The organism is Pelagibius sp. Alg239-R121 (assembly GCF_947331435.1).
Lineage (GTDB): Bacteria > Pseudomonadota > Alphaproteobacteria > Kiloniellales > Kiloniellaceae > Denitrobaculum.
Genome location: NZ_CAMZOF010000001.1, coordinates 1,469,643 through 1,488,333, shown reverse-complemented (window position 1 = coordinate 1,488,333; position 18,691 = coordinate 1,469,643). Strand labels below are relative to the sequence as shown.

Here is an 18,691-nt window from a genome sequence, read left to right as displayed (position 1 = left end):
AATGACCCTTGCCGTCCGCCTGTTCCGCCTGGCTCTCGAAGCCGTGACGATCGGGTTGCTTCTGCTGCTGTCGGTCATCGTGGTGCTCGCGGTGATCTTCCGCTACAGCGGATCGTCCTTGATCTGGTACGACGAGGTGGCCTCGGTGCTTCTGGCCTGGATCACCTATTACGGGGCGGCGCTTGCAGCCCTGAACCGCCGGCATCTCAGTTTTTCCGGTTTTTTGCTGAGCCTAGGGGCAGGCGTACGCAAACTCCTCTTTGCGGCCGCCGAGGCCGTGGTCTATGCCGTTTTCATTACGATGGCTTGGGCAAGCTGGTTTGTTCTGGGGGTCATGTCCGGTGAAAGCCTGATTTCGCTCGATTGGGTTCCGCTTCAGTTCACGCAATCCGTGGTCCCGATCGGCTGTGTGCTTTTCGTACTGGGGCAAGTCCTCAGTACGCCGCTTGCCTGGTCACGCATCGTCGCCGGGCGCGCTGAAGACCTCGATGAAATTGAAGCTGAGATCGCCCGCCAGGCGCCCAATTCAGAGGTCAAACAAAAGCAAAGCGATTTGGGGGACGGGCAATGACGACGGCACTGGTCTTCCTGATTCTCGTCCTGTTGGTGCTGATCAACGTGCCGATCGCCGTCGCGATCTGTGCCGCCGCAATCGTAGGCACCCTGTCATTTAAAGGCGTCCTGGGTCTGTACGGCGCGGCGCTCAAGATGTTCGACGGCGCCACCAGCTTTCCTCTGATCGCCATCCCGCTGTTCATCCTAGCCGGCGCGCTGATGAACACCAGCGGCATATCCCGCAAGCTGATCGACTTCACGACGGCGCTGATCGGGTTCGTCCGCGGCGGCCTTGCCATGGTAAATGTGGGCGTGTCGCTGTTTTTTGCCGAGATCTCCGGCTCCGCCGTGGCCGATGTCGCCGCCATCGGTTCGGTCCTGATTCCAGAAATGCGGCGCCGTCGTTATAAAGCGGCCTTTGCCGCAGCCATCACCTCATCCTCGGCATCGCTCGCGATTATCATCCCGCCCTCGATCCCGATGATTCTCTATGGCGCTCTTTCGGATACCTCGATCGTGCAGCTGTTCGTCGCCGGAATCGTCCCGGGATTGCTGGGCGGCTTTTCCATGCTGTGTTTCTGCTATTGGTTTGCCGTACGCCATGACCTGCCGCGCGAGGCGAGTTTCGACCTTGGGCGGCTTTGGCAGGCCGCGAAAGCCGCCGGGCCGGCCATGCTGCTGCCGGTTATCATTCTGGGCGGCATTTTCGGCGGCGTCGTCACGGCAACCGAGGGGGCCGGGCTCGCCGTCGTCGCGGCTCTCTTCATCGGCATCTTTATCTACCGCGAGCTCGATGCCCGGCAGCTTTATCACGCCCTCGTCGACGGCGTGACGCAAACCGCCGTGGTCATGCTCCTCGTCGCCGCTTCTGCGGTGCTCGGTCTCTACCTCACCGAAGTCGAGCTGCCGCAAAAGCTGGCACAGTGGATTACCGAAACCACCAGCAACCGCTACGTCGTTCTGATGATGCTGAATGTGCTGCTCCTGCTGCTCGGCACAATTCTGCACGGCGCAGCGGCAATCATTCTCGTGGTGCCGATCGTCCTGCCGCTGATCCATCAGGTCGGGATCGACCCGGTCCACTTTGGCATTATCCTGACCCTGAACCTGGCCATCGGCCAGCAGACCCCGCCGGTCGCCAGCGTGCTGGTCACCTCCTGTTCAATCGCCCGCGTCGATATCTGGCAGGCGACAAAGGCGAACCTGCCGCTGATCACCTTGCTCTTCGGCCTGTTGATGGCCGTAACCTATCTGCCCTTTATCCCCATGACATTGGTAGAGATCTTTTACCGCTAGGACGTCCATGAAACCTGTTATCGCACTCGTGCAAGGTGATGCCGCCGGGATCGGTCCGGAACTGCTGGCAAAGCTCCTCGCTCATGATGAAGTTCGAGACGCCGCCAACATTCTGGTCATCTCGGATCCAGGGGTTTTTGCCATGGGGTGCCGGACGGCACAGACTGATCCGGCGCTCCACATGATTTCGGACTACGGCCACGCCGACTTTTCCCTCGGCCGACCCAATCTTCTCGACGTCACACAATGTCTCGGCACCTCAGCGTTGGACTTAGCGGAGATAACTGCTGGAGAAGTCTCGACCAAAGCGGGGCGCACTGTCCTTGAGGGTTTCGGCCTCGCGCTCGATCTCGCCAAAGAGAGACAGATCGACGGCCTCTGCTTCCTGCCTTTCAATAAACAGGCCATGCATCAAGCCGGCCTGGGAACGGAAGACGAATTGCAATGGGCCAAGGCCCGCCTGGGCTACGATGGCCGGGCCAGCGAATTCAACGTTATCGACGGTATGTGGAACGCCCGCGTCACCTCTCACGTGCCGCTCCGCGAGGTCGCGGACCGCCTGTCGGTGGACGGGATCGTTGCCTCTATCGAATTGGCGCACCAAACGCTTAGGGTTGCCGGCTTCGAGCGCCCGAGGATCGCGGTGGCCGCCCTGAACCCCCACGCCGGTGATGGCGGCGCCATCGGGCGCGAGGAAATCGAGATCATCCGTCCCGCGGTCGAGCGTGCGAAAAAACAGCAGATCGCCTGCGAAGGCCCCTTTCCTTCGGATACCCTCTATATAAAGGTCCGCGATGGGCGCTATGACTGCGCGCTCAGCATGTACCACGACCAGGGTCAGATCGCGATAAAGCTGCTGGGCTTCGAGATGGGCGTTTCGGTTCACGGCGGCTTACCCCTGCCGATCACCACACCGGCGCACGGCACGGCCTTCGACATTGCAGGCCTCAATCGTGCCAATGTTGAACCGGTCCGCCGTGCCTTCCTAATGGCGGTTGAAATGGCCGCGAACCGGCGTGCCGACAGCGCGTAACGCCTGCCTGCCGAGAAAATGAGGACAAGTAGATGAAGATCAAAAGCGTGCGGACGCGTGTGCTGCAATGGACAGGAAAGACGGTTCCGCCGGCGCAGAACTTTTGCACCAATCCCTCGGACGCCCTGTTCGAGCGCGGCGACAACATGGGTTCCTTTCGCTTTCATGAGTGGCTGGTCTGCGAAATCGAGACCGATGACGGAATCGTCGGCCTGGGAAACGCAGCCTTGGCACCTCAGATTGCGAAGCAGATCATCGATCTCTATCTGACCTCCCTGATCGTCGGTGAAGATCCTTTCGACAACGAGTATCTCTGGCAAAAGATGTACCGGCGAACCATGGCCTGGGGTCGCAAAGGCATCGGTATGGTCGCCATCTCGGCCGTCGACATCGCCCTGTGGGACATCATGGGGAAGGCAAGCGCGAAACCGGTCTTCAAATTGCTCGGCGGCCGGACCAAAGAATGCATTCCGGTCTACGCCTCAAAGCTCTACAGCCAGCCCCTGGATCAGCTTTCCGAAGAAGCGCAAAGCTATCTGGATCAGGGTTTCAACATGATGAAGATGCGCTTCGGCTGGGGGCCTAAGGACGGCCCCGAAGGCGTCACCAGGAACATCGAACTCGTGAGAACCCTACGCGAAGTTGTCGGCGATGAGGTCGATATTATGGTCGAGGCCTACATGGGTTGGAATCTGGATTACGCCAAGCGCATCATCCCGAAGCTTCAGCCTTTCAATCCGCGCTGGCTGGAAGAGCCGGTCATACCCGACGATATCGCCGGTTATGCAGAGCTCAATAATAATAGCGGCATTCCGATCTCTGGCGGCGAGCACGAATTCACTCTGTTCGGTTTCAAACAGCTGCTCGACGCAGGCGCGGTCAGTGTGATCCAGTATGACAATAACCGTGTCGGCGGCTTCACGGCAGCACAGAAAATAAACGCGCTCGCAGAGGCCTATCAGGTTCCGGTGATTCCGCACGCGGGTCAGATGCACAACTATCATCTCACCATGTCGAACTTGAATTGCCCGATTTCTGAGTTCTTTCCTGTCCATGACGTCGAAATTGGAAATGAGCTCTTCTACTACGTCTTCAAGGGCGACTCCACACCGGTCGACGGCATGATCGATCTCGACGACGATAAGCCTGGCCTCGGCCTGGAAATTGCGGAAGATAATCTAAAAGATTTCACGATCATCGAGTGACGGGAGAGGAAACAATGCGCATCGTTCAATTTGTGACGGCGGATGACCGGCGCGCGGTCGCACGAGTCGAATCGACAGATCGCCTGACCGAGATCGAGAATTATCGCAGCTGTTACGATCTTGCGCAGGCGGCAATTGCGGCGGGACGCGGGCTCGCATCGCTGGTCGAAGAAATGGCCACCGGGCCGCAGCACAATTACGGGGCGGTTGTTGCGGAGGATCGGCTGCTGGCCCCGCTTGACCACCCCGATCCCGCGCATTTTCTGATTACCGGAACAGGCCTCAGCCATTTAGGAAGTGCAGATACCCGAGACCAGATGCATAAGAAGGTGGCCGAGCCCGGCGAGGAAAGTCTCAGCGACTCCATGAAGATGTTCCGCTGGGGCCTGGAGGGCGGCAAGCCGGCGGAAGGCGCAACCGGCGTTCAGCCAGAGTGGTTCTACAAGGGTGACGGTTCGATTGTTGCAGCGCCGGGCAAAGCTCTTTCCAGTCCTTCGTTTGCAGAAGACGGCGGCGAAGAGCCTGAGCTTGTCGGCCTCTATCTCGCCGGTCCCGATGGCACGCCTTGGCGCATCGGCTTCGCCTTAGGCAATGAATTCTCTGATCACATCATGGAACGCCGGAACTACCTTTATCTGGCCCACTCCAAACTACGGCCCTGCGCCTTCGGTCCCGAGCTGCTGATCGGCGATCTCCCAAGTGATATCCGTGGAAAATCCCGCCTCTTGCGTGGCGACAATGTGGTTTGGGAAGGTGAATTTCTCACCGGTGAAGACAACATGTGTCACAGCATCGCGAACCTGGAGCATCATCACTTCAAGTATTCCCTGTTCCGCCGACCGGGCGATCTGCACGCGCATTTTTTTGGCACCGCGACCCTCAGCTTCGCCGCCGGCATTTGGGCAGAAGCGGGCGACATCTTCGAAGTTTCGGCGCCCGACTTCGGCCGTCCTTTGCGCAACACACTCGCCGCTAGCACAGCACCGAAAGGCGGTGTCCAGGTACTTTGAGCCTTTGCCGATAGATGCCTCCGGTCCCCCTTGGGTCTTGCATCCTGCTCTCAATATCATATATTAAAATATGAATATGTTGTTTGCGAGAAACTTGAACGCAATCCAACGGCCAGAGGAGAGATCGGATGTCCGGACACCTGCGGGAAATCGATGCTGCGAGCGCCAAACACTGGCTGGACCTAGGGAAAGCCAAGCTGTTCGACATCCGCGAAGCCGATGAATTTCGACGCGAACACATTGCAGGGGCTCAGTTGCTGCCAAGCGCGCAACTCATCAAGGCAGTTCCAAATGGCAACGACCAAGGTTCTGATCCCGAGATCCGAATCGCCATCTTTCATTGCAACAGCGGGCAGCGCACACGCGAAGCGGCCAGCGATATTCTACGCTGTGGATACGATGAGATCTATGCTCTGCAGGGCGGACTGAGCGGCTGGAAATCTGCAGGTCTGGCGACAGAGTTGAACCGCAAAGCGCCAATCAGTCTGCAGCGGCAGGTCCAGATGACCGCGGGCAGCATGGTGGTGATGGGAATTCTCTTGGCCTGGTTGATTTCACCCTGGTTCGCTTTGCTGAGCGGATTTGTCGGCGCCGGCCTGGTTTTCGCAGGTCTGACCAACACCTGCGCGCTCGCACGGCTTCTAGCGCAACTGCCTTACAATCGACGCGCCGAAAAACGGGACGAGGCTCAGACAGCTACCAACCTCACCGACGTCCAAATTGTCAACAGACCCTAGGGTAGATCCGGCTTAGACAGAATCGCTATAGCGATCTGTCATCCAGGTGAAGCTATGTTCACAATATGGCCTGATCTAGAGACCGCCCAGGGTATCCAGCAGGGTCAGGGAGCCGATCAGGACGGTCATGCAACCTATAGCGCCCTGCAGGACATGATTGGTCATTGTCATAGCGCGCGCCGACCAGGCCAGGGGCACCGCAATGATGGCGGACAGCAGCCCCATACCGACGATCGAACCCACACCGAACAAAGCCACGTATCCGACCCCGATCCAGGGCGATTCGACGGACGAAACCGCGAGAACGAGTAATGCGGCGGATCCGGCCATGCCATGCATCAGCCCAACGAACAGGCTGCGCCACGCGATCCCGCTCCGCCCCTTCCCCACATGTTCATGATCATGCCGCACCGGACTGTGCGGCCCTGTCTCGCCACGGTGGCTGTGAGCATGGATGTGCCGCAGACCGTCGGAATGGCGATGGACGTGAAAGTGAATCCGGTCACGCACCATGCGCCAGATCACGTAGATTCCCAGAAAGATCAACATGATGCCGACCGCTGCCTCGAGCCAGCGTGCCAGCTCGTCACTGATCGTCGCACCGAGCAGCAGTGCCGCACCGGCAAAGAGAAACAAGGTAAGCGTGTGTCCGACACCCCAGGTCAGACCATGCTTGACGATATCGCGCATCCCGCTGCGGCGGGCGGCAATGCTTGAAACTGCAGCCACGTGATCGGCTTCCAGGGCATGCTGCATGCCGATCAGAAACCCTAAACCCAATATACCCAACATTCTGTCGCAATTCCCCTGCCGAAAGTGGTGGCACGCAAAGCACTATACGTCCGTTTCCAAGCCCCACCCGGCTCAATTGCGACCGCGATTTCTTGCGCGGCGGCATGGTAGGACATGGCCGCCCGGTTTGAAATCTCTTTGATGACTTTGGCGCACCTGCGGGCACCGAAAACTTTGACGGCCTGAATATCGGAATTGGCGCCTTGGCCTGTCGTTTTGTCCAACAAACGCCGCAGTCGTAAAGAGCGGATTCATCTTTCTCTGACAGAATGCCCTACAAATATCACAGCACGCAGCATTGCAACTCGCAATGGTCGTCAGCAGGAGCCTCTTTTGTGTCCGAGACCACGCTTGAAAGTAAGACCCGCGCCGAACGATCAGACAGATGGGTCACTATCGGTCTCGTCGTCATCGCCGGCCTGCTCGCACTGATCGCCTCAATTTGACCTAAAGCGGATCCGGTTCGGACGGATTCTCATTTTCGCGATCCATCGATCCGGTCGGTCTGCGCAAAGCAACGGACATAGAGTCCCTATTGCTCATGATAAGCGTTTCAGCAGTGCGGACATTTATGCTGAGCCCTGTCACGGCGTGGTCCTGACACGAGACGAAATCGGATCGACCCTAGCGGCAAGGGGGCACGAGCACCCAGTCTGGAAGGCAATCGGAAGTCTGGGTCGGAAAGTTTCCGGTTAGCAGAGGCTGAAGCGTCCTCTTATCACTTTACCGTACCAGTGCTATAGCTTGGCAATGGCCAGATCCTTGCCCCCGTTGAATGCGCTTCGTACCTTTGAGGTTGCCGCACGGCATCTCAATTTTTCCCGTGCGGCGGAAGAACTCGGTGTCACACCCGGTGCGATCAGCAAGCAGGTGTTGGCGCTCGAGGACTTCATCGGGGCCCGACTCTTCGAACGTCTGCCGGACGGTCTGACGCTGACTCTGGAAGGTCGCGAGCTCACTGAATCGATTACGCCGGCCTTCGAAATACTGGGTGGCGCCTTCAACCGCTTCTCGCGCCGGCCGCCACGCTCGAACGTGTTTCGGCTGTCAACAGTCGCCTCCTTCGCCGCGCAATTCTTCGTGCCGCGCCTGAACGCCTTCGCAAAGCAGCTACCTCATATCGAGTTGGAGATTCTGACTTCGGACCGGGTCGCGGATCTGGCCCGTGAGGAAATAGATCTCAGTGTGCGCTTCGGCGCCGGAGAATGGGAGGGCCTGGTTTCCAGCGAACTGGTCAAAGGTCTTCTGGTCCCGGTCTGCGCACCGGCACTGTTTGAGCGCGCCGCGGGCGGCAATTCTGCGGCGCTGCTTTCCAGGACCCGACTAATTCAGACCTATCCCAGCAATGAATGGCACAGCTGGGCGGAAGCCTCCGGTATCGATCTCTCGCAGGTCTCCCGGCCCTTGGTCATGGAACACTTTCTCGTCGCCCTGCAAGCGGTTCTTTCCGGACAGGGCGTCGCGCTGCTCCCAGAAATCGTGGTCCGCGACCAGCTTGCCAATGGCAGTCTGAAGTCCTTTTCAACTTCGATCGAATGGCATCATAGCTTTCATCTCGCACACCTGCCGAATGCGGAGCGCCAACCGATGGTCCGGGATGTCATGAACTGGTTGCGGGCCGAAACGGCCAAAGGCTGCTGAACATCACGCTCTGAACCAACCAATATCAGTGCAATCGAGATTTTCTCAAAAGGCCTGTGACGATTCCTCGCTGCCGCCGGGGTGAGCCTCGTGCCACCTTCCTGTGACATACACCCCACAGGAATGGCGCAATGATGACATCGACCCGACACGATCCCTTTCCCGTCCGAGAACCCTATCACGGCATCTATGCCCACGGGGTCGAAACCCGTGCCGGTGCCAGGATTCTGCACGTCTCGGGACAGGTCGGCGTCTCGCCCCGGGGAGAGCTCGCCGCCGACTTCCGGGAACAATGCCGCCAAGCGCTCTTTAATCTGGAAAACGTCCTGAAAGAAGCCGGAATGGAGCTCGCCGACATCGTCAAGCTGACGTTCTTCCTGGTGCGGCGCGAAGACATGGCACCGTTGGTCGAAGTCCGCAAGGAACTGCTGTACGGCGTCCGACCGGCGATCACCACCGTCTTCGTGGCCGGACTGGTGTCTCCGGACTGGCTGGTTGAAGTCGAGGCGGTGGCCTGCGCGGCCTAGACCCTTTCATGTTTTAACCGCTCGCACCGAGCCCTAAGAATTTTCTCGCGAAAAGGAATTGAGTAATGCACTTTCGGTCCTTTTTACCAAACTCTTGTTTTAAAAACCTGCTCGGCGTATTAGCCGGAGGATCCCTGTTCCTGTCCACGAGCGCGGCCCATGCCGGTCTCTGCGGTGCTGCCATATCAACCGACTGGACAGAGTTTCCGCGTGAAAATCAGACGGTCACGCCGACCTTTGAAGCTTCGGGTTTCGTCGGCTGCGGGACGACATCGATATTTAGCGGCTTCACGGAGACGGTGTATGGCGGCGGTGGCATCGATCAGGATGCCTTTAACATCTCGGTGGAAGCTCTGGATGACAACAGCCTGCGGCTATCGGCGCAGTCGATCAATCTAAACGAAGAGGATACCCATGCCTTCCCATCTGTGACGGTGATGCTGAGTGATATCGCATGGCTCGATGGACCGGGAGAGATCGTGGACGTCCTCTTTGCCGACGGCACGACCCATTTCGAGGCAATCGACTTCACAACCGACTCCATCACCTTCGAATGGGGACTGTTTTCCGTCGGCGGCGGTGTCTTCTTTCCGAACGAGATCACGCTCTTTGCAGACTTCGACATTGTCGCGACCCACACCGCGGTTCCAGAACCCGGCACGATGCTGCTGTTCGGCCTGGGCCTCGCCGGCCTCGGCTTTGTCCGTCGTGGAAACTCGAAAGCCTCTCATAAAACATGAGCTGCTATATGCTGTAGAGGTTCACCAGCCAGACCATCCCAAGCGTTACAGCGAGAGAGGCGGCCCATCCTGAAATCACGATAATCAGCCGCCGGTGGATACCGTTACGTTTCGCAAAAGTGTCGGCAAGCTGGGCAAAAGCCGCGAAGAGCCATTGGATGATCAGAAAATTTCTGACCCGGGAATCACCGGCATCATAGGTTCCATCAGCCCACACCGACGGCGGTGTCAGATAAGACCAATTGAAGAAGGCAATTGCCACTCCAATAACGATCCAGATAGCGAAAAATCGGCGAAATTCGGTAAAGGCCAGTGGCAGAAAATACACCACCAGCACAGTCAGAATGAACAGAAACAGAAGAAATCCGAAAAGGCTCGTTGTGGGTGCCATCTGTTTTATTTCTCTTTGAGCCCGGACGCTCCAGACTGAATTGATCGAGAACGGTCATGCTCCGACCATATGATTGGCAGGCTGAGTTCGCCTGTCAGACGGTCTCGGTGAATCTTGGCTGAAAGACCGCATCGAAAGACTCGCGCAGCCACTTGATGGCGGCCTGGACGCGCCGCGTCTGGACCGTGTCATGATAGGCGTGTACGTAAAGCACGCGTTCCAGTACCGGCTCGCCTGCGCTGACGCGCACAACACGTTCGTCATCCTCTGCCAGGCACATCGGCAGCAACCCTTTACCTAGGCCTGCGCTCACTGCGCTCAACAAGACGCCGGCGTCCGTCGAAGTGAAGCGCAGGGGCTCGTCGCGTTTTTTCAGCCGCCGGTTCGCGCGCTCGATCAGGGGGGTCGTCATTTTCTCGTCGTGAAATGCGACCCAACCAGGCTTACCGCCTTCTGCTTTGCGGGAGCGGTAAATCGCGTAGGGAACCTTGCCGAGTGAAATTTTGAAGGCGCCGTCTTTGGGTTCCGTCTCGAACCATAGAGACAGCGAAACGCCGCCCTGCGCCAAGCTGTCCGCCGGACGCACCGTCGTGCACAAATCGATCATCGGGTGTGTCTCCAGAAACGACGGGACCGCCGTCTGTGCGAGGCGATCAACGATCCAGGTGTTGCTGGCCAGGCGGATCGTTCCTATCGGGCCATCCGCCGGTTCCGTCACCTCGTCGATCAGCTGCTCAATTCGATTCTGGACGTCGACCGCCCGCTTGATCGCGACAGCGCCCGCATCGGTCATAGCAAACCCCGCTTTTGTGCGAACGAAGAGCATCACGCCTAAATCGGCCTCCAGCGCGGACAGGCGCCGCCCTGCGGTTGAGGTATCCACACCGAGGACTTGCGCCGCGCGTGTCAGCGAGCCGGTCTGGCCGATCGCCAATGCGACTTTCAGGTTATTCCAGTCCATTTTTCAAATCATTCGAGAGGAGGTCGACTTACCTATCATCTTCGCTCTGAGCAAAGGAACCAGACCCCAGGTGTTGCAGGATAGCGGCATGGACGTCAGACGCATGGGTCACATGGCCCATATGCCCGGCACCTGAGACATTGACCAGCCGGCAGTTAGGCAGAGTCACAGACAGTGCCGTCACGATCGCATCGGTTGGTGCCGGAGTATATTCGCCCCGCATGAGAAGCACCGGCATGTTGAGCTCAGCATAGGCGCTCAGCAATACGGGCTCTTCCATCAGGGCGTGGAATTCGAGCGGAGCCTTCGGCGCCCAGCACAGCATCAGTTCCCGAAGATCAGGCCGTAATGCGGCCCAGGCGTCCGGGCCATTCCAGTAGTCGAGAAAACTGGACATGGCGTCTTTGAAATCGCCCACAGCCACACGCGCGCAGACGAAGGCGCTCAACTCCATAATCTCCGCGATCCCAACTTCGCCGGCCTGGCCAATTTGACGAAGCAGGTGATAGGCACAGGGTTCGTAAAGTACCAGGCTGGCAACCTTATGAGGACGTGCAAGCGCAATATGAAGCGCCAACGCGCCGCCGTAGGAGTGACCGACCAAGTGCACGCGATCGTCACTCTGGTCGATGAGTTCTATGCTTTGGGCAGCTTCGTCCGCGAGCGTAAAAGCATGCTCCCCGCGCCAGTTCCCTCGGCTCTCGCAGCCATAGTGTTCAGGGGTCAGAAGCTCAAAATTTCCAGCAAGCACTTCGCGCAGCGAACCCCACTGCTTGGCATTCCAGCCGGAGCAATGAAGGGCAATGATCTTCTCGCTACGTTGAGATCGAAAACGGAAATCCGTGGTACTGTTCATCAGAACGTTCCCTACCAAAAGAGTGCGACGACGTTTCCCGGTTCGGGACGGCATTCCGACCCGCTCGCTATCTCCTATTAAACATCCATGGGCGTTCGAAGAACCCATAGAACCGCACGTTGCTTATGCAAATTTGCCAGACGCGGCCAAATACGCCGTTTCACGACGACCCGGCGTAGGGCCCAGGATGACATCAGGCGCACGCCTATCCAAGGTAGCGCATCAAACGCGCGAGAGCTCAGCCTAACCGGATCTGTGAAATGCGAAAGTCACTAGGAGCCGGATTGCACAGAGAACAGGAATCAAGAACTCTCTATTTTATACCAACAGACTAACCGGTTACACATCGAGCCCGAACATCACATCCTGTAAATCTGCACGATGACTTTGCAGTCGTACGGCTTCACGTCCGCGAGCACAGGCTGTAATACAACGCACGATATTAACATTTGCAGACGAATGATTCCTAGAAGATACGCAGGTTTTGAGATTGCAGCCGGATCTTCGGTACTGAAAAGGCCGCGACACAGGCTGCGGAAACAGCTCTGACTCGCCGGAACCCGGTTTCGCATTCCTGCCAAATCCCGTCCTGGCACCCTTGGGGTATGTCCGTCGCCGGAAGCAGGAATGGCGCGACTCATCCGGCCCTGCACAGAGCACCAAAGCGGACCTACCCGCAACGCGACAGAGTTTAGGAGATGACAGGATGTTCAGAAAAATACGGCCCCTAATATTCGTTGCGGGGAGCTTGGTGTCCTTCGGGATTACTGAAACGGCGGGGGCAACCCTGATCGGTGATCAGGTCAGAGTGACCTACTTACAGAATGACGCGATCATATTCGGTCCACTCGACGCGGTCGTGGGCGACGGGGTCGAGTTTCCCGGCGAGATATCCGTTGATTTCGGCGCGTCGCGCATCGACCTGTCGACGGAAAACGGTCTTGTGTTCGGGACCTTCGACATTTTGTTTTCTGATCTGGACTGGATCGGAGAAGCCGGAGAAATCGTGGGCGTTGAGATGACATTGGATCCCGAGTTGACAGGGGATGTCAGCTTCGCGCCCCACAGCGTAACCTTTTCGAACACCGGTGGCGGCCCTCAGAATGGCGGTGTATTCGCATCGTTCGATCTGATCACACGGCATACAGCGGTGGTCCCTGAACCTGCGAGCATTGCCCTGTTCGCTGCCGGCATTACCGGACTTGGCCTTACGGGGTTCGGCTTTACGGGGCGTAGTTACGCCCGGCGGTGGCGACGCACATAAACGGTCTTCGCATTTTCGCGTCCTGCAAAAATACATTTTGCTTGTGCAGCTTTGCGGGTTCATCGCGCGCATCGAGAAACTTAATAAGACACCAGCACAACACATTTGCAGACAAACAATATATCCAACAGTCCATCTCAGGCTTGGAATTTTCATAACGAGGGGAGCAAGTGATGTCTTCCAAATTACTACTGCAGAGCCTGCCCGGAATTTTATTAGGCGGATCCCTGTTCTTGGCCGCGAACTCGGCAGAGGCCGGCCTCTGCGGCGTATCCATTTCGACCGATTGGACTGAGTTTCCGCGCGAAAATCAGACGGTCACACCGACCTTTGAGGCTCCAGGATTCGACGCCTGCGGAACCACGTCGTTTTTCAGTGGTTTCATGGAGACGGAATTCAACAACGGCAACATCGACGAAGACGCCTTCAACATGTCCGTGGAGGCCCTGGACGACGACAGCCTGCGGCTGACGGCACAGTCGATTAATCTGAACATACAAGACACCCACAACTATCCCACCGTGACAGTGACGCTGAGCGATATCGCGTGGCTGGCCGGTCCCGGTGAAATTGTGGATGTCGTGAGAACAGGTGGCAGCACGAACTTCTTTGAGGTGATTGATTTCACCGCCGATTCCATCACCTTCGAATGGGGTCTGTTCTCGGTCGCAGGCAGCGTCTTCCACCCCAACGAACTCACGTTCTTCGAAGATTTCGATGTTGTCGCCACGCATGCTTCGGTTCCCGAACCCGGCAGCCTGGCACTGTTCGGCCTGGGCCTTTCCGGGATTGTTTTGGCCCGGCGGCGGCGCAGATGACCCCTGGACGGCGATGGGATCCTGCAAAAATACTTTGTACTTGTGCAGCGATGCAGGTTCTTCGCCAGCGCAGCGAACCTTAATAAGAGATCAGAGCAAACATTCGTAGACCAACTAGGTTTTTTAACGACTCGATTACAAGAAAGCTATTCACATGTTTGAGCAAACCAAAAGAGCCGCGGCAATATCCACGGTGATAGCGGGACTGTTTGCAGGTTTATCGGCACAAGGTGCCCATGCTGCATTCGTTTCGGAAGGCTCGAGTTTCGGCGCAGACACGATCACCCGCGATACCGACACAGGCTTGCAGTGGCTGGACTTGACCGAGAGCCTTGGTCTTTCAGTCGACGAGGTCGCAGCCGAATTTGGCGCCGGCGGCCTTTACGAAGGCTTCAGCTACGCCCGTGGCAGCGACGTGGAGACACTGTTCTTCACCTCGGCAGGCATCACTCCCGGGTTCCAGGGACCAAGCGAAGCCGCCGTGTGGGATCTGGCCAATCTGCTGGGCATCACCGATGCTTTCTTTTTCGTCTCCTTCGGTCATTACCTGCCGGACCTCTCAAACCCCACCGCAGGGCTCGGCAGCCTGGAACCGCTCCTCCCCTTCGGTGATGCCGCGGCATCCCGGGCCATCGTTGATGACAACGGATTTGCGTTCGACCAAGGCGCCGCGACCGTCGGCAGCTTTCTGATCCGCAGAGATGGTCCAAGCAGCGTTCCCGTCCCCGAACCCAGCACCGCGTTTCTGCTGATCCCGGGTCTTGCGGCTTTGGCCTATGGCCGGCGACGGAAATCGCTGGAGCAGATTAAGGGACAGAGTGAAACCGCATGATACGCCCCTGCTGACCTGATTGAACTGCGGGCCGAGAGCAAGGCCCCTAAGAAATCAGCAGCGCATCTTATCAATCACCCCGAACAGATAGATCGGGATTCGTAAAAACCCTCCCCGCCGGCGTCGTGCTGCGGCGTCCGGGGAAGTCTGCCCGAAGGCATTGGACAGATAAAAAGGCGAGGTCCGTTATTTGGCCTTCGCACTCATTCATTGGCAGCAGCACAAGAGCCCGATCACTTCAGCTTGAATTAATCAAGAACGATCGCGCTGGAACACTCAGATAAAGGAAACCCCATTATGAAAAAATCTAATTTGAAGCTTCTCGCCGCCACCTTGGCCAGCATCTCCTTAAGCGGTGCGCTTGCCACCGCCACCATGGCCCAGGATATGCCGGCCCTGCCTGAGCTGGAATGGAACACCTCGCTGAAAAAATTCCAGTTCGACAGCGACAAGTTCATCGGGCAGCGCTTTACCGCGCAATGTCCGCCGCGTTCGATCCGGGACAAGGACGATCCCATCTATGGCACCGACGTCTATCCCAGCAACAACCCGATCTGCGTTGCGGCCCTGCATGCCGGAAAGATCACCAAGGATGGCGGCTTCGTTACCGTTCAGTTGAACCCGGGTGAAGAAGCCTATACGGGAAGCAGCCGGAACGAGATTGACTCTGCTGACCTGCCGGGTACACCGCGCTCGCTGGTCTTCGTGGATGCAGCAGACACGACTGCCGCCGACGCCGTGCAGCAGCCTTACATTCCCCGGCTGAAGTGGGACGCTAAGTTCACCCGCACCGGCTTCGCTTACAAGCAACTGGTCGGGCAAAGGTTCACCTTCAACTGCCCGGCCGCGCCGAAGGGCAAGAAGTTCCGGCGCATCTCCGGCACCGATTCCTACTCCTTTAACAGCACGGTCTGCGTTGCGGCCCTGCATGCCGGAAAGATCACCAAGGACGGCGGACTGGTCCACCTGCAGATGGACCCCGGCATGGATAAACTGGTCGGCAGCATCCGTCACGGCGTGGAGAGCAAGGACGGCCCCGGCGGCCACCGCACGGTTTCCTTCGTCGACAGCCCGTTGATGAAGTAAGAGGCGAAACGTTCCTACCCTCCAACGAATTGCCTGTGCCCGGCGGGATCGTGCCGATCGATCCCGCCAGCCAGCCTCACCGATCAAATCGCAAGAGACCTGTTTTGCGGGTGGGGCAACTTGATGCGTTTCGGTCAGGTTCGATCGGAACGCATCTTTTTTTATCCTTGGCACGTAGCGTTAAGTCAGATCCAACTCAAGAGGAGTGACAGATGATTCCCGTGATCCTGACCAATCTTCTGGTCGCTGGTTCGATTGTCCTCATGGCCGGTGCCGTCGCCCACAACCAGATCAACCCAAGCTACACCACCGCCTTAAGTGTGCCCTTTGCCAACATCGCCAGCCTGATGCTCGCACTGCTCGCCATGGCTATTTCAGTAACTGCCCATAAGCGCAACAAAGCGGCGACATCCCTGAAACGAACGATGCTTTTCGCTATCGCCTGTACGCTGGTCCTGGCCGCCTTGCTACCGCTGGCGGATCTGGGGCATCTGAGCCGGGTGAGATAAACGGTGCCCGCGGCACCATTGGGAACGACATTCGCGATGTCGACTTCACCCAGGCCGAGCGACGCTGCGAGCTTAAGAGCCGGCACCGTAAACATCGGGTTTTCCGGTCACCAAAGACCGGAACACAGGGTGCGAGCTTTCGTTTTGAATTCCGAGCGCGCCATCTCTGCCAGAAACTTCAGGGGTTCCATACCGGCCGGTCCAAACCGGGTGCTACCCGAACCGGCCAATATCTTCATAAGCCCCCTGACAAACTGCACCCCCTATACAGCGGCTAAACCATCGCTCCACAAGCTGCCCGGCGCCGTCTGAAGCGATCAGGCGGGACGTTCGGCCAGCGGTCGTGGTTGGAGATTTCCTGTATGAAGCCCTCAAGGTCGTTCCTGGCAACATGGGTCTGGAGGAACTTTCGACAGGAAGGCGTGTAGTCACCCCTGAATCTCAGGTCGACGAGAATTTCCTTGATGACGTCGTGCAGGGCATCCCAGTCGGTTGCGCCGTATGCGCGCGTAACGTCGGCCTTGGTGGCAAGACGGCGCGTGTCGTTGGCCTGGCGCTGATATTCGATCTCGAAAAGCCTGACTTGTGCCTCCGGTGTAATTTCGAAATCCTCGAGCTCGTTCTCTTGGAGAAACTCCTCGGCCTCGTCACCTTTCAAACCTGCCGCCTGGGAGATCAGCGCAGCCCGCACGGAACTGACACCGGCTTGAACAAGATCGTCACGGACTTCGGATCGTGACCGCATTTTCATATCATAACCACGGCCAATCGTAAGGCCGGAGGTCGAAGAGGGAACATGAAAGTGACGGCTGTGAAACGGGCCGCCCTCCTGCCCCTCCGCATCAAAGGTCAATTCGCCTACCGACGGCTCCGGAATCCCGTTGCCCATAATTCGCTCCCCCGCATCTGCAGTTACAAGAATTGCCATCCCAGATTTTTTGCAGGCGGAATATCACGCCGATATCCTGCCTCATCCATAACGTGAAACACTGGCATGGAAATCAATGGCGGGCAATTGTACTGCAGAACCGGCGCCTGTTGAGCGTCAGGCCTTAGCGTCTGATCTAAAGTGAGCAAGAGTCGGGGCCGAACACATGGGACTTACGTTTGGCTCAGCGACGGCAAGCGCTCTCTCCGGGGCTTCCGACGCCCCTCCTCCAGTTCCCAAGTTGCCAGATCTACGCCGTCGCGCCCGTGCATGCAGCGCCAGAGCCGCATTGATCTGGACCGGCAGACCGGCAGCCCAGTCCACTTCCTCGCGCGTCACGCCGATGTCGTCGAGCAGCTTGTCGTCCAGATACACATTCTGCATGAAGGCGGCCCGCGCTTCCCGGTAGGACCGGCGTTCCTGCCAGACGGCGTGATAGTGGTTCACGAGCGTCCCGAGGACGGCGAAAATGCCTCGCGGCAAGGTCTGATCGGCAGTTTCTAATGGCTTTTCTGTCATGGTCATCTCCTCGATTAAGGCGACCATCGCAGATATCTATTGATCAATCGAACGAATAGCATTCATAGTATCGTTCAGCAAAATTGAACGATGAGATCGACATGCAACCTGCACAAAGCGCGCTGCTCGAAACCGATTTGATCCACACCTTTGTCGCTATTTCCGAAGTTGGCAGCTTCACGGCGGCAGCAAAGCGCGTGTTCCGCACACCATCGGCAGTGAGCATGCAGATGAAGCGGTTGGAAGAGCAGCTTGGACGGCCGCTGTTCCATCGTCATGCCCGCTCGGTTTCCCTGACCTCCGACGGCGAGGCCTTCCTGATCCACAGCCGTGAAATTCTGCGGATCAACGACGAAGCCCTCTCCCGTTTTCGGATTCCCCAACTCGAAGGCCGGGTGCGCTTCGGCGCCCTGGACGATTTCGGAACAAGGTTCCTACCGAAAATTCTGTCCCGGTTTGCGACGACCCACCCCCTGGTCGAGGTCGATGTGGTGCTTTCGACGACGATTGCTCTCACCAAAAAACTCGAGGCCGGCGATCTCGATCTCACCTTGGCGGCGTTCGGAAAGAACGATGTTGCGCCGGGCAAACCCGTCTATACCGAACCACTCGTCTGGATCGGCATGCACAAGGGGCAGGCGCACAAGCGCACACCTCTTCCGCTGGCGCTGTCCGAACAGGGTTGTCCCTGGCGTGCCGCCGCCCTGCGGTCACTGGATGAGATGGAGCGCAGTTATCGCATCGCCTATACTTCCGAAACCGGACAGGGCCAACTGGCCGCAGTGCTGTCGGATCTGGCAATCGCCCCCCTGCCGGTAAGCCTGGTTTCCGAAGATTATGAAACCCTGGGGCCACAGCAGGGGATGAGCCAAATCGGCCTTTATCAGCTGCGGCTCTGCGAAGCGAAGAACATGGGGTCTGCCGGCAAGGCTTTTTCCGCGCATGTTCTGTCGAGCTTTCGCGAAGTCGCGAAGGCCTGACCGCTTTTACT

Annotated in this window: 21 protein-coding genes; 15 read left to right on the top strand and 6 right to left on the bottom strand. The window is 57.9% G+C overall.

Annotation, left to right across the window (positions count from 1 at the left end; genetic code table 11):
- Position 1: 1 nt before the first annotated feature.
- The 6 genes from QMZ18_RS06700 (at position 2) to QMZ18_RS06675 (ending at position 5,836) form a co-directional block, all read left to right on the top strand.
- The gene (locus QMZ18_RS06700) at positions 2-571 is read left to right on the top strand and encodes a TRAP transporter small permease (RefSeq protein ID WP_282605448.1); all 570 of its coding nucleotides are present in this window, start codon (positions 2-4) and stop codon (positions 569-571) included.
- On the top strand, positions 568-1,851 hold the full coding sequence (locus QMZ18_RS06695; RefSeq protein ID WP_282605447.1) for a TRAP transporter large permease: 1,284 nt from the start codon (positions 568-570) through the stop codon (positions 1,849-1,851). Before QMZ18_RS06700 ends, QMZ18_RS06695 begins: the two co-directional genes overlap by 4 nt.
- A 7-nt stretch (positions 1,852-1,858) precedes the next feature.
- Positions 1,859-2,884, top strand: a complete 1,026-nt coding sequence (locus tag QMZ18_RS06690; RefSeq protein WP_282605446.1) for a 4-hydroxythreonine-4-phosphate dehydrogenase PdxA — start codon at positions 1,859-1,861, stop codon at positions 2,882-2,884.
- A 32-nt stretch (positions 2,885-2,916) separates the two neighbouring features.
- Positions 2,917-4,089 (top strand): L-rhamnonate dehydratase, encoded by a 1,173-nt coding sequence (locus QMZ18_RS06685; protein ID WP_282605445.1) that lies wholly within the window; start codon positions 2,917-2,919, stop codon positions 4,087-4,089.
- A 14-nt stretch (positions 4,090-4,103) separates the two neighbouring features.
- Entirely contained in the window at positions 4,104-5,099 is a 996-nt protein-coding gene (araD1, locus tag QMZ18_RS06680) for an AraD1 family protein (protein WP_282605444.1), read from the top strand.
- A 128-nt stretch (positions 5,100-5,227) separates the two neighbouring features.
- Positions 5,228-5,836: a rhodanese family protein gene (locus QMZ18_RS06675; RefSeq protein WP_282605443.1), complete on the top strand. Its 609-nt coding sequence runs from the start codon at positions 5,228-5,230 to the stop codon at positions 5,834-5,836.
- Positions 5,837-5,911: 75 nt separating this feature from the next.
- Here the strand turns inward: QMZ18_RS06675 and QMZ18_RS06670 are convergent, their stop codons facing one another.
- Entirely contained in the window at positions 5,912-6,628 is a 717-nt protein-coding gene (locus QMZ18_RS06670) for an urease accessory protein (RefSeq protein ID WP_282605442.1), read from the bottom strand.
- Between the two features lie 750 nt (positions 6,629-7,378).
- Between QMZ18_RS06670 and QMZ18_RS06665 the strand changes: the two genes are divergently transcribed.
- From QMZ18_RS06665 to QMZ18_RS06655, 3 genes are all read left to right on the top strand, one after another.
- Positions 7,379-8,269: a LysR substrate-binding domain-containing protein gene (locus QMZ18_RS06665; protein WP_282605441.1), complete on the top strand. Its 891-nt coding sequence runs from the start codon at positions 7,379-7,381 to the stop codon at positions 8,267-8,269.
- Between the two features lie 131 nt (positions 8,270-8,400).
- Complete coding sequence (locus QMZ18_RS06660; RefSeq protein ID WP_282605440.1) at positions 8,401-8,796, top strand: RidA family protein; 396 nt, start codon at positions 8,401-8,403, stop codon at positions 8,794-8,796.
- A 65-nt stretch (positions 8,797-8,861) separates the two neighbouring features.
- Positions 8,862-9,536: a PEP-CTERM sorting domain-containing protein gene (locus QMZ18_RS06655; RefSeq protein WP_282605439.1), complete on the top strand. Its 675-nt coding sequence runs from the start codon at positions 8,862-8,864 to the stop codon at positions 9,534-9,536.
- A gap of 4 nt (positions 9,537-9,540) precedes the next feature.
- On the opposite strand, the gene QMZ18_RS06650 is transcribed toward QMZ18_RS06655, so the two are convergent.
- The 3 genes from QMZ18_RS06650 to QMZ18_RS06640 form a co-directional block, all read right to left on the bottom strand.
- Positions 9,541-9,927: a hypothetical protein gene (locus tag QMZ18_RS06650; RefSeq protein WP_282605438.1), complete on the bottom strand. Its 387-nt coding sequence runs from the start codon at positions 9,925-9,927 to the stop codon at positions 9,541-9,543.
- Between the two features lie 94 nt (positions 9,928-10,021).
- Positions 10,022-10,888, bottom strand: coding sequence for a LysR family transcriptional regulator (locus QMZ18_RS06645; RefSeq protein ID WP_282605437.1), 867 nt, complete (start codon positions 10,886-10,888; stop codon positions 10,022-10,024).
- Between the two features lie 28 nt (positions 10,889-10,916).
- Complete coding sequence (locus QMZ18_RS06640) at positions 10,917-11,744, bottom strand: alpha/beta fold hydrolase (RefSeq protein WP_282605436.1); 828 nt, start codon at positions 11,742-11,744, stop codon at positions 10,917-10,919.
- Between the two features lie 706 nt (positions 11,745-12,450).
- Here QMZ18_RS06640 and QMZ18_RS06635 point away from each other — a divergent pair.
- The 5 genes from QMZ18_RS06635 (at position 12,451) to QMZ18_RS06615 (ending at position 16,253) form a co-directional block, all read left to right on the top strand.
- Positions 12,451-13,008: a hypothetical protein gene (locus tag QMZ18_RS06635; protein WP_282605435.1), complete on the top strand. Its 558-nt coding sequence runs from the start codon at positions 12,451-12,453 to the stop codon at positions 13,006-13,008.
- A gap of 173 nt (positions 13,009-13,181) precedes the next feature.
- Positions 13,182-13,826 carry a PEP-CTERM sorting domain-containing protein gene (locus QMZ18_RS06630; protein ID WP_282605434.1) on the top strand — a complete coding sequence of 215 codons (645 nt, stop codon included), beginning with the start codon at positions 13,182-13,184 and terminating at the stop codon, positions 13,824-13,826.
- Positions 13,827-13,980: 154 nt separating this feature from the next.
- Entirely contained in the window at positions 13,981-14,658 is a 678-nt protein-coding gene (locus QMZ18_RS06625) for a PEP-CTERM sorting domain-containing protein (RefSeq protein WP_282605433.1), read from the top strand.
- A 297-nt stretch (positions 14,659-14,955) separates the two neighbouring features.
- The gene (locus tag QMZ18_RS06620; RefSeq protein WP_282605432.1) at positions 14,956-15,744 is read left to right on the top strand and encodes an LCCL domain-containing protein; all 789 of its coding nucleotides are present in this window, start codon (positions 14,956-14,958) and stop codon (positions 15,742-15,744) included.
- Positions 15,745-15,956: 212 nt separating this feature from the next.
- Positions 15,957-16,253: a hypothetical protein gene (locus tag QMZ18_RS06615; RefSeq protein ID WP_282605431.1), complete on the top strand. Its 297-nt coding sequence runs from the start codon at positions 15,957-15,959 to the stop codon at positions 16,251-16,253.
- A 274-nt stretch (positions 16,254-16,527) separates the two neighbouring features.
- On the opposite strand, the gene QMZ18_RS06610 is transcribed toward QMZ18_RS06615, so the two are convergent.
- A complete protein-coding gene (locus QMZ18_RS06610; RefSeq protein WP_282605430.1) occupies positions 16,528-17,142 on the bottom strand; it encodes a hypothetical protein in 615 nt (204 codons plus the stop codon).
- A 156-nt stretch (positions 17,143-17,298) separates the two neighbouring features.
- On the bottom strand, positions 17,299-17,700 hold the full coding sequence (locus QMZ18_RS06605; RefSeq protein ID WP_282605429.1) for a DUF1127 domain-containing protein: 402 nt from the start codon (positions 17,698-17,700) through the stop codon (positions 17,299-17,301).
- 101 nt (positions 17,701-17,801) lie between these two features.
- Here QMZ18_RS06605 and QMZ18_RS06600 point away from each other — a divergent pair, with 101 nt between their 5' ends.
- On the top strand, positions 17,802-18,680 hold the full coding sequence (locus tag QMZ18_RS06600) for a LysR family transcriptional regulator (RefSeq protein WP_282605428.1): 879 nt from the start codon (positions 17,802-17,804) through the stop codon (positions 18,678-18,680).
- The last annotated feature ends 11 nt before the right edge of the window (positions 18,681-18,691 follow it).

Excerpts from the sequence above, each read along its gene's own strand:
- QMZ18_RS06700 (WP_282605448.1), top strand. The coding sequence starts at position 2 with ATGACCCTTGCCGTCCGCCTGTTCCGCCTGGCTCTCGAAGCCGTGACG.
- QMZ18_RS06695 (WP_282605447.1), top strand. The coding sequence starts at position 568 with ATGACGACGGCACTGGTCTTCCTGATTCTCGTCCTGTTGGTGCTGATC.
- QMZ18_RS06690 (WP_282605446.1), top strand. The coding sequence starts at position 1,859 with ATGAAACCTGTTATCGCACTCGTGCAAGGTGATGCCGCCGGGATCGGT.
- QMZ18_RS06685 (WP_282605445.1), top strand. The coding sequence starts at position 2,917 with ATGAAGATCAAAAGCGTGCGGACGCGTGTGCTGCAATGGACAGGAAAG.
- araD1 (WP_282605444.1), top strand. The coding sequence starts at position 4,104 with ATGCGCATCGTTCAATTTGTGACGGCGGATGACCGGCGCGCGGTCGCA.
- QMZ18_RS06675 (WP_282605443.1), top strand. The coding sequence starts at position 5,228 with ATGTCCGGACACCTGCGGGAAATCGATGCTGCGAGCGCCAAACACTGG.
- QMZ18_RS06670 (WP_282605442.1), bottom strand. The coding sequence starts at position 6,628 with ATGTTGGGTATATTGGGTTTAGGGTTTCTGATCGGCATGCAGCATGCC.
- QMZ18_RS06665 (WP_282605441.1), top strand. The coding sequence starts at position 7,379 with ATGGCCAGATCCTTGCCCCCGTTGAATGCGCTTCGTACCTTTGAGGTT.
- QMZ18_RS06660 (WP_282605440.1), top strand. The coding sequence starts at position 8,401 with ATGATGACATCGACCCGACACGATCCCTTTCCCGTCCGAGAACCCTAT.
- QMZ18_RS06655 (WP_282605439.1), top strand. The coding sequence starts at position 8,862 with ATGCACTTTCGGTCCTTTTTACCAAACTCTTGTTTTAAAAACCTGCTC.
- QMZ18_RS06650 (WP_282605438.1), bottom strand. The coding sequence starts at position 9,927 with ATGGCACCCACAACGAGCCTTTTCGGATTTCTTCTGTTTCTGTTCATT.
- QMZ18_RS06645 (WP_282605437.1), bottom strand. The coding sequence starts at position 10,888 with ATGGACTGGAATAACCTGAAAGTCGCATTGGCGATCGGCCAGACCGGC.
- QMZ18_RS06640 (WP_282605436.1), bottom strand. The coding sequence starts at position 11,744 with ATGAACAGTACCACGGATTTCCGTTTTCGATCTCAACGTAGCGAGAAG.
- QMZ18_RS06635 (WP_282605435.1), top strand. The coding sequence starts at position 12,451 with ATGTTCAGAAAAATACGGCCCCTAATATTCGTTGCGGGGAGCTTGGTG.
- QMZ18_RS06630 (WP_282605434.1), top strand. The coding sequence starts at position 13,182 with ATGTCTTCCAAATTACTACTGCAGAGCCTGCCCGGAATTTTATTAGGC.
- QMZ18_RS06625 (WP_282605433.1), top strand. The coding sequence starts at position 13,981 with ATGTTTGAGCAAACCAAAAGAGCCGCGGCAATATCCACGGTGATAGCG.
- QMZ18_RS06620 (WP_282605432.1), top strand. The coding sequence starts at position 14,956 with ATGAAAAAATCTAATTTGAAGCTTCTCGCCGCCACCTTGGCCAGCATC.
- QMZ18_RS06615 (WP_282605431.1), top strand. The coding sequence starts at position 15,957 with ATGATTCCCGTGATCCTGACCAATCTTCTGGTCGCTGGTTCGATTGTC.
- QMZ18_RS06610 (WP_282605430.1), bottom strand. The coding sequence starts at position 17,142 with ATGGGCAACGGGATTCCGGAGCCGTCGGTAGGCGAATTGACCTTTGAT.
- QMZ18_RS06605 (WP_282605429.1), bottom strand. The coding sequence starts at position 17,700 with ATGACAGAAAAGCCATTAGAAACTGCCGATCAGACCTTGCCGCGAGGC.
- QMZ18_RS06600 (WP_282605428.1), top strand. The coding sequence starts at position 17,802 with ATGCAACCTGCACAAAGCGCGCTGCTCGAAACCGATTTGATCCACACC.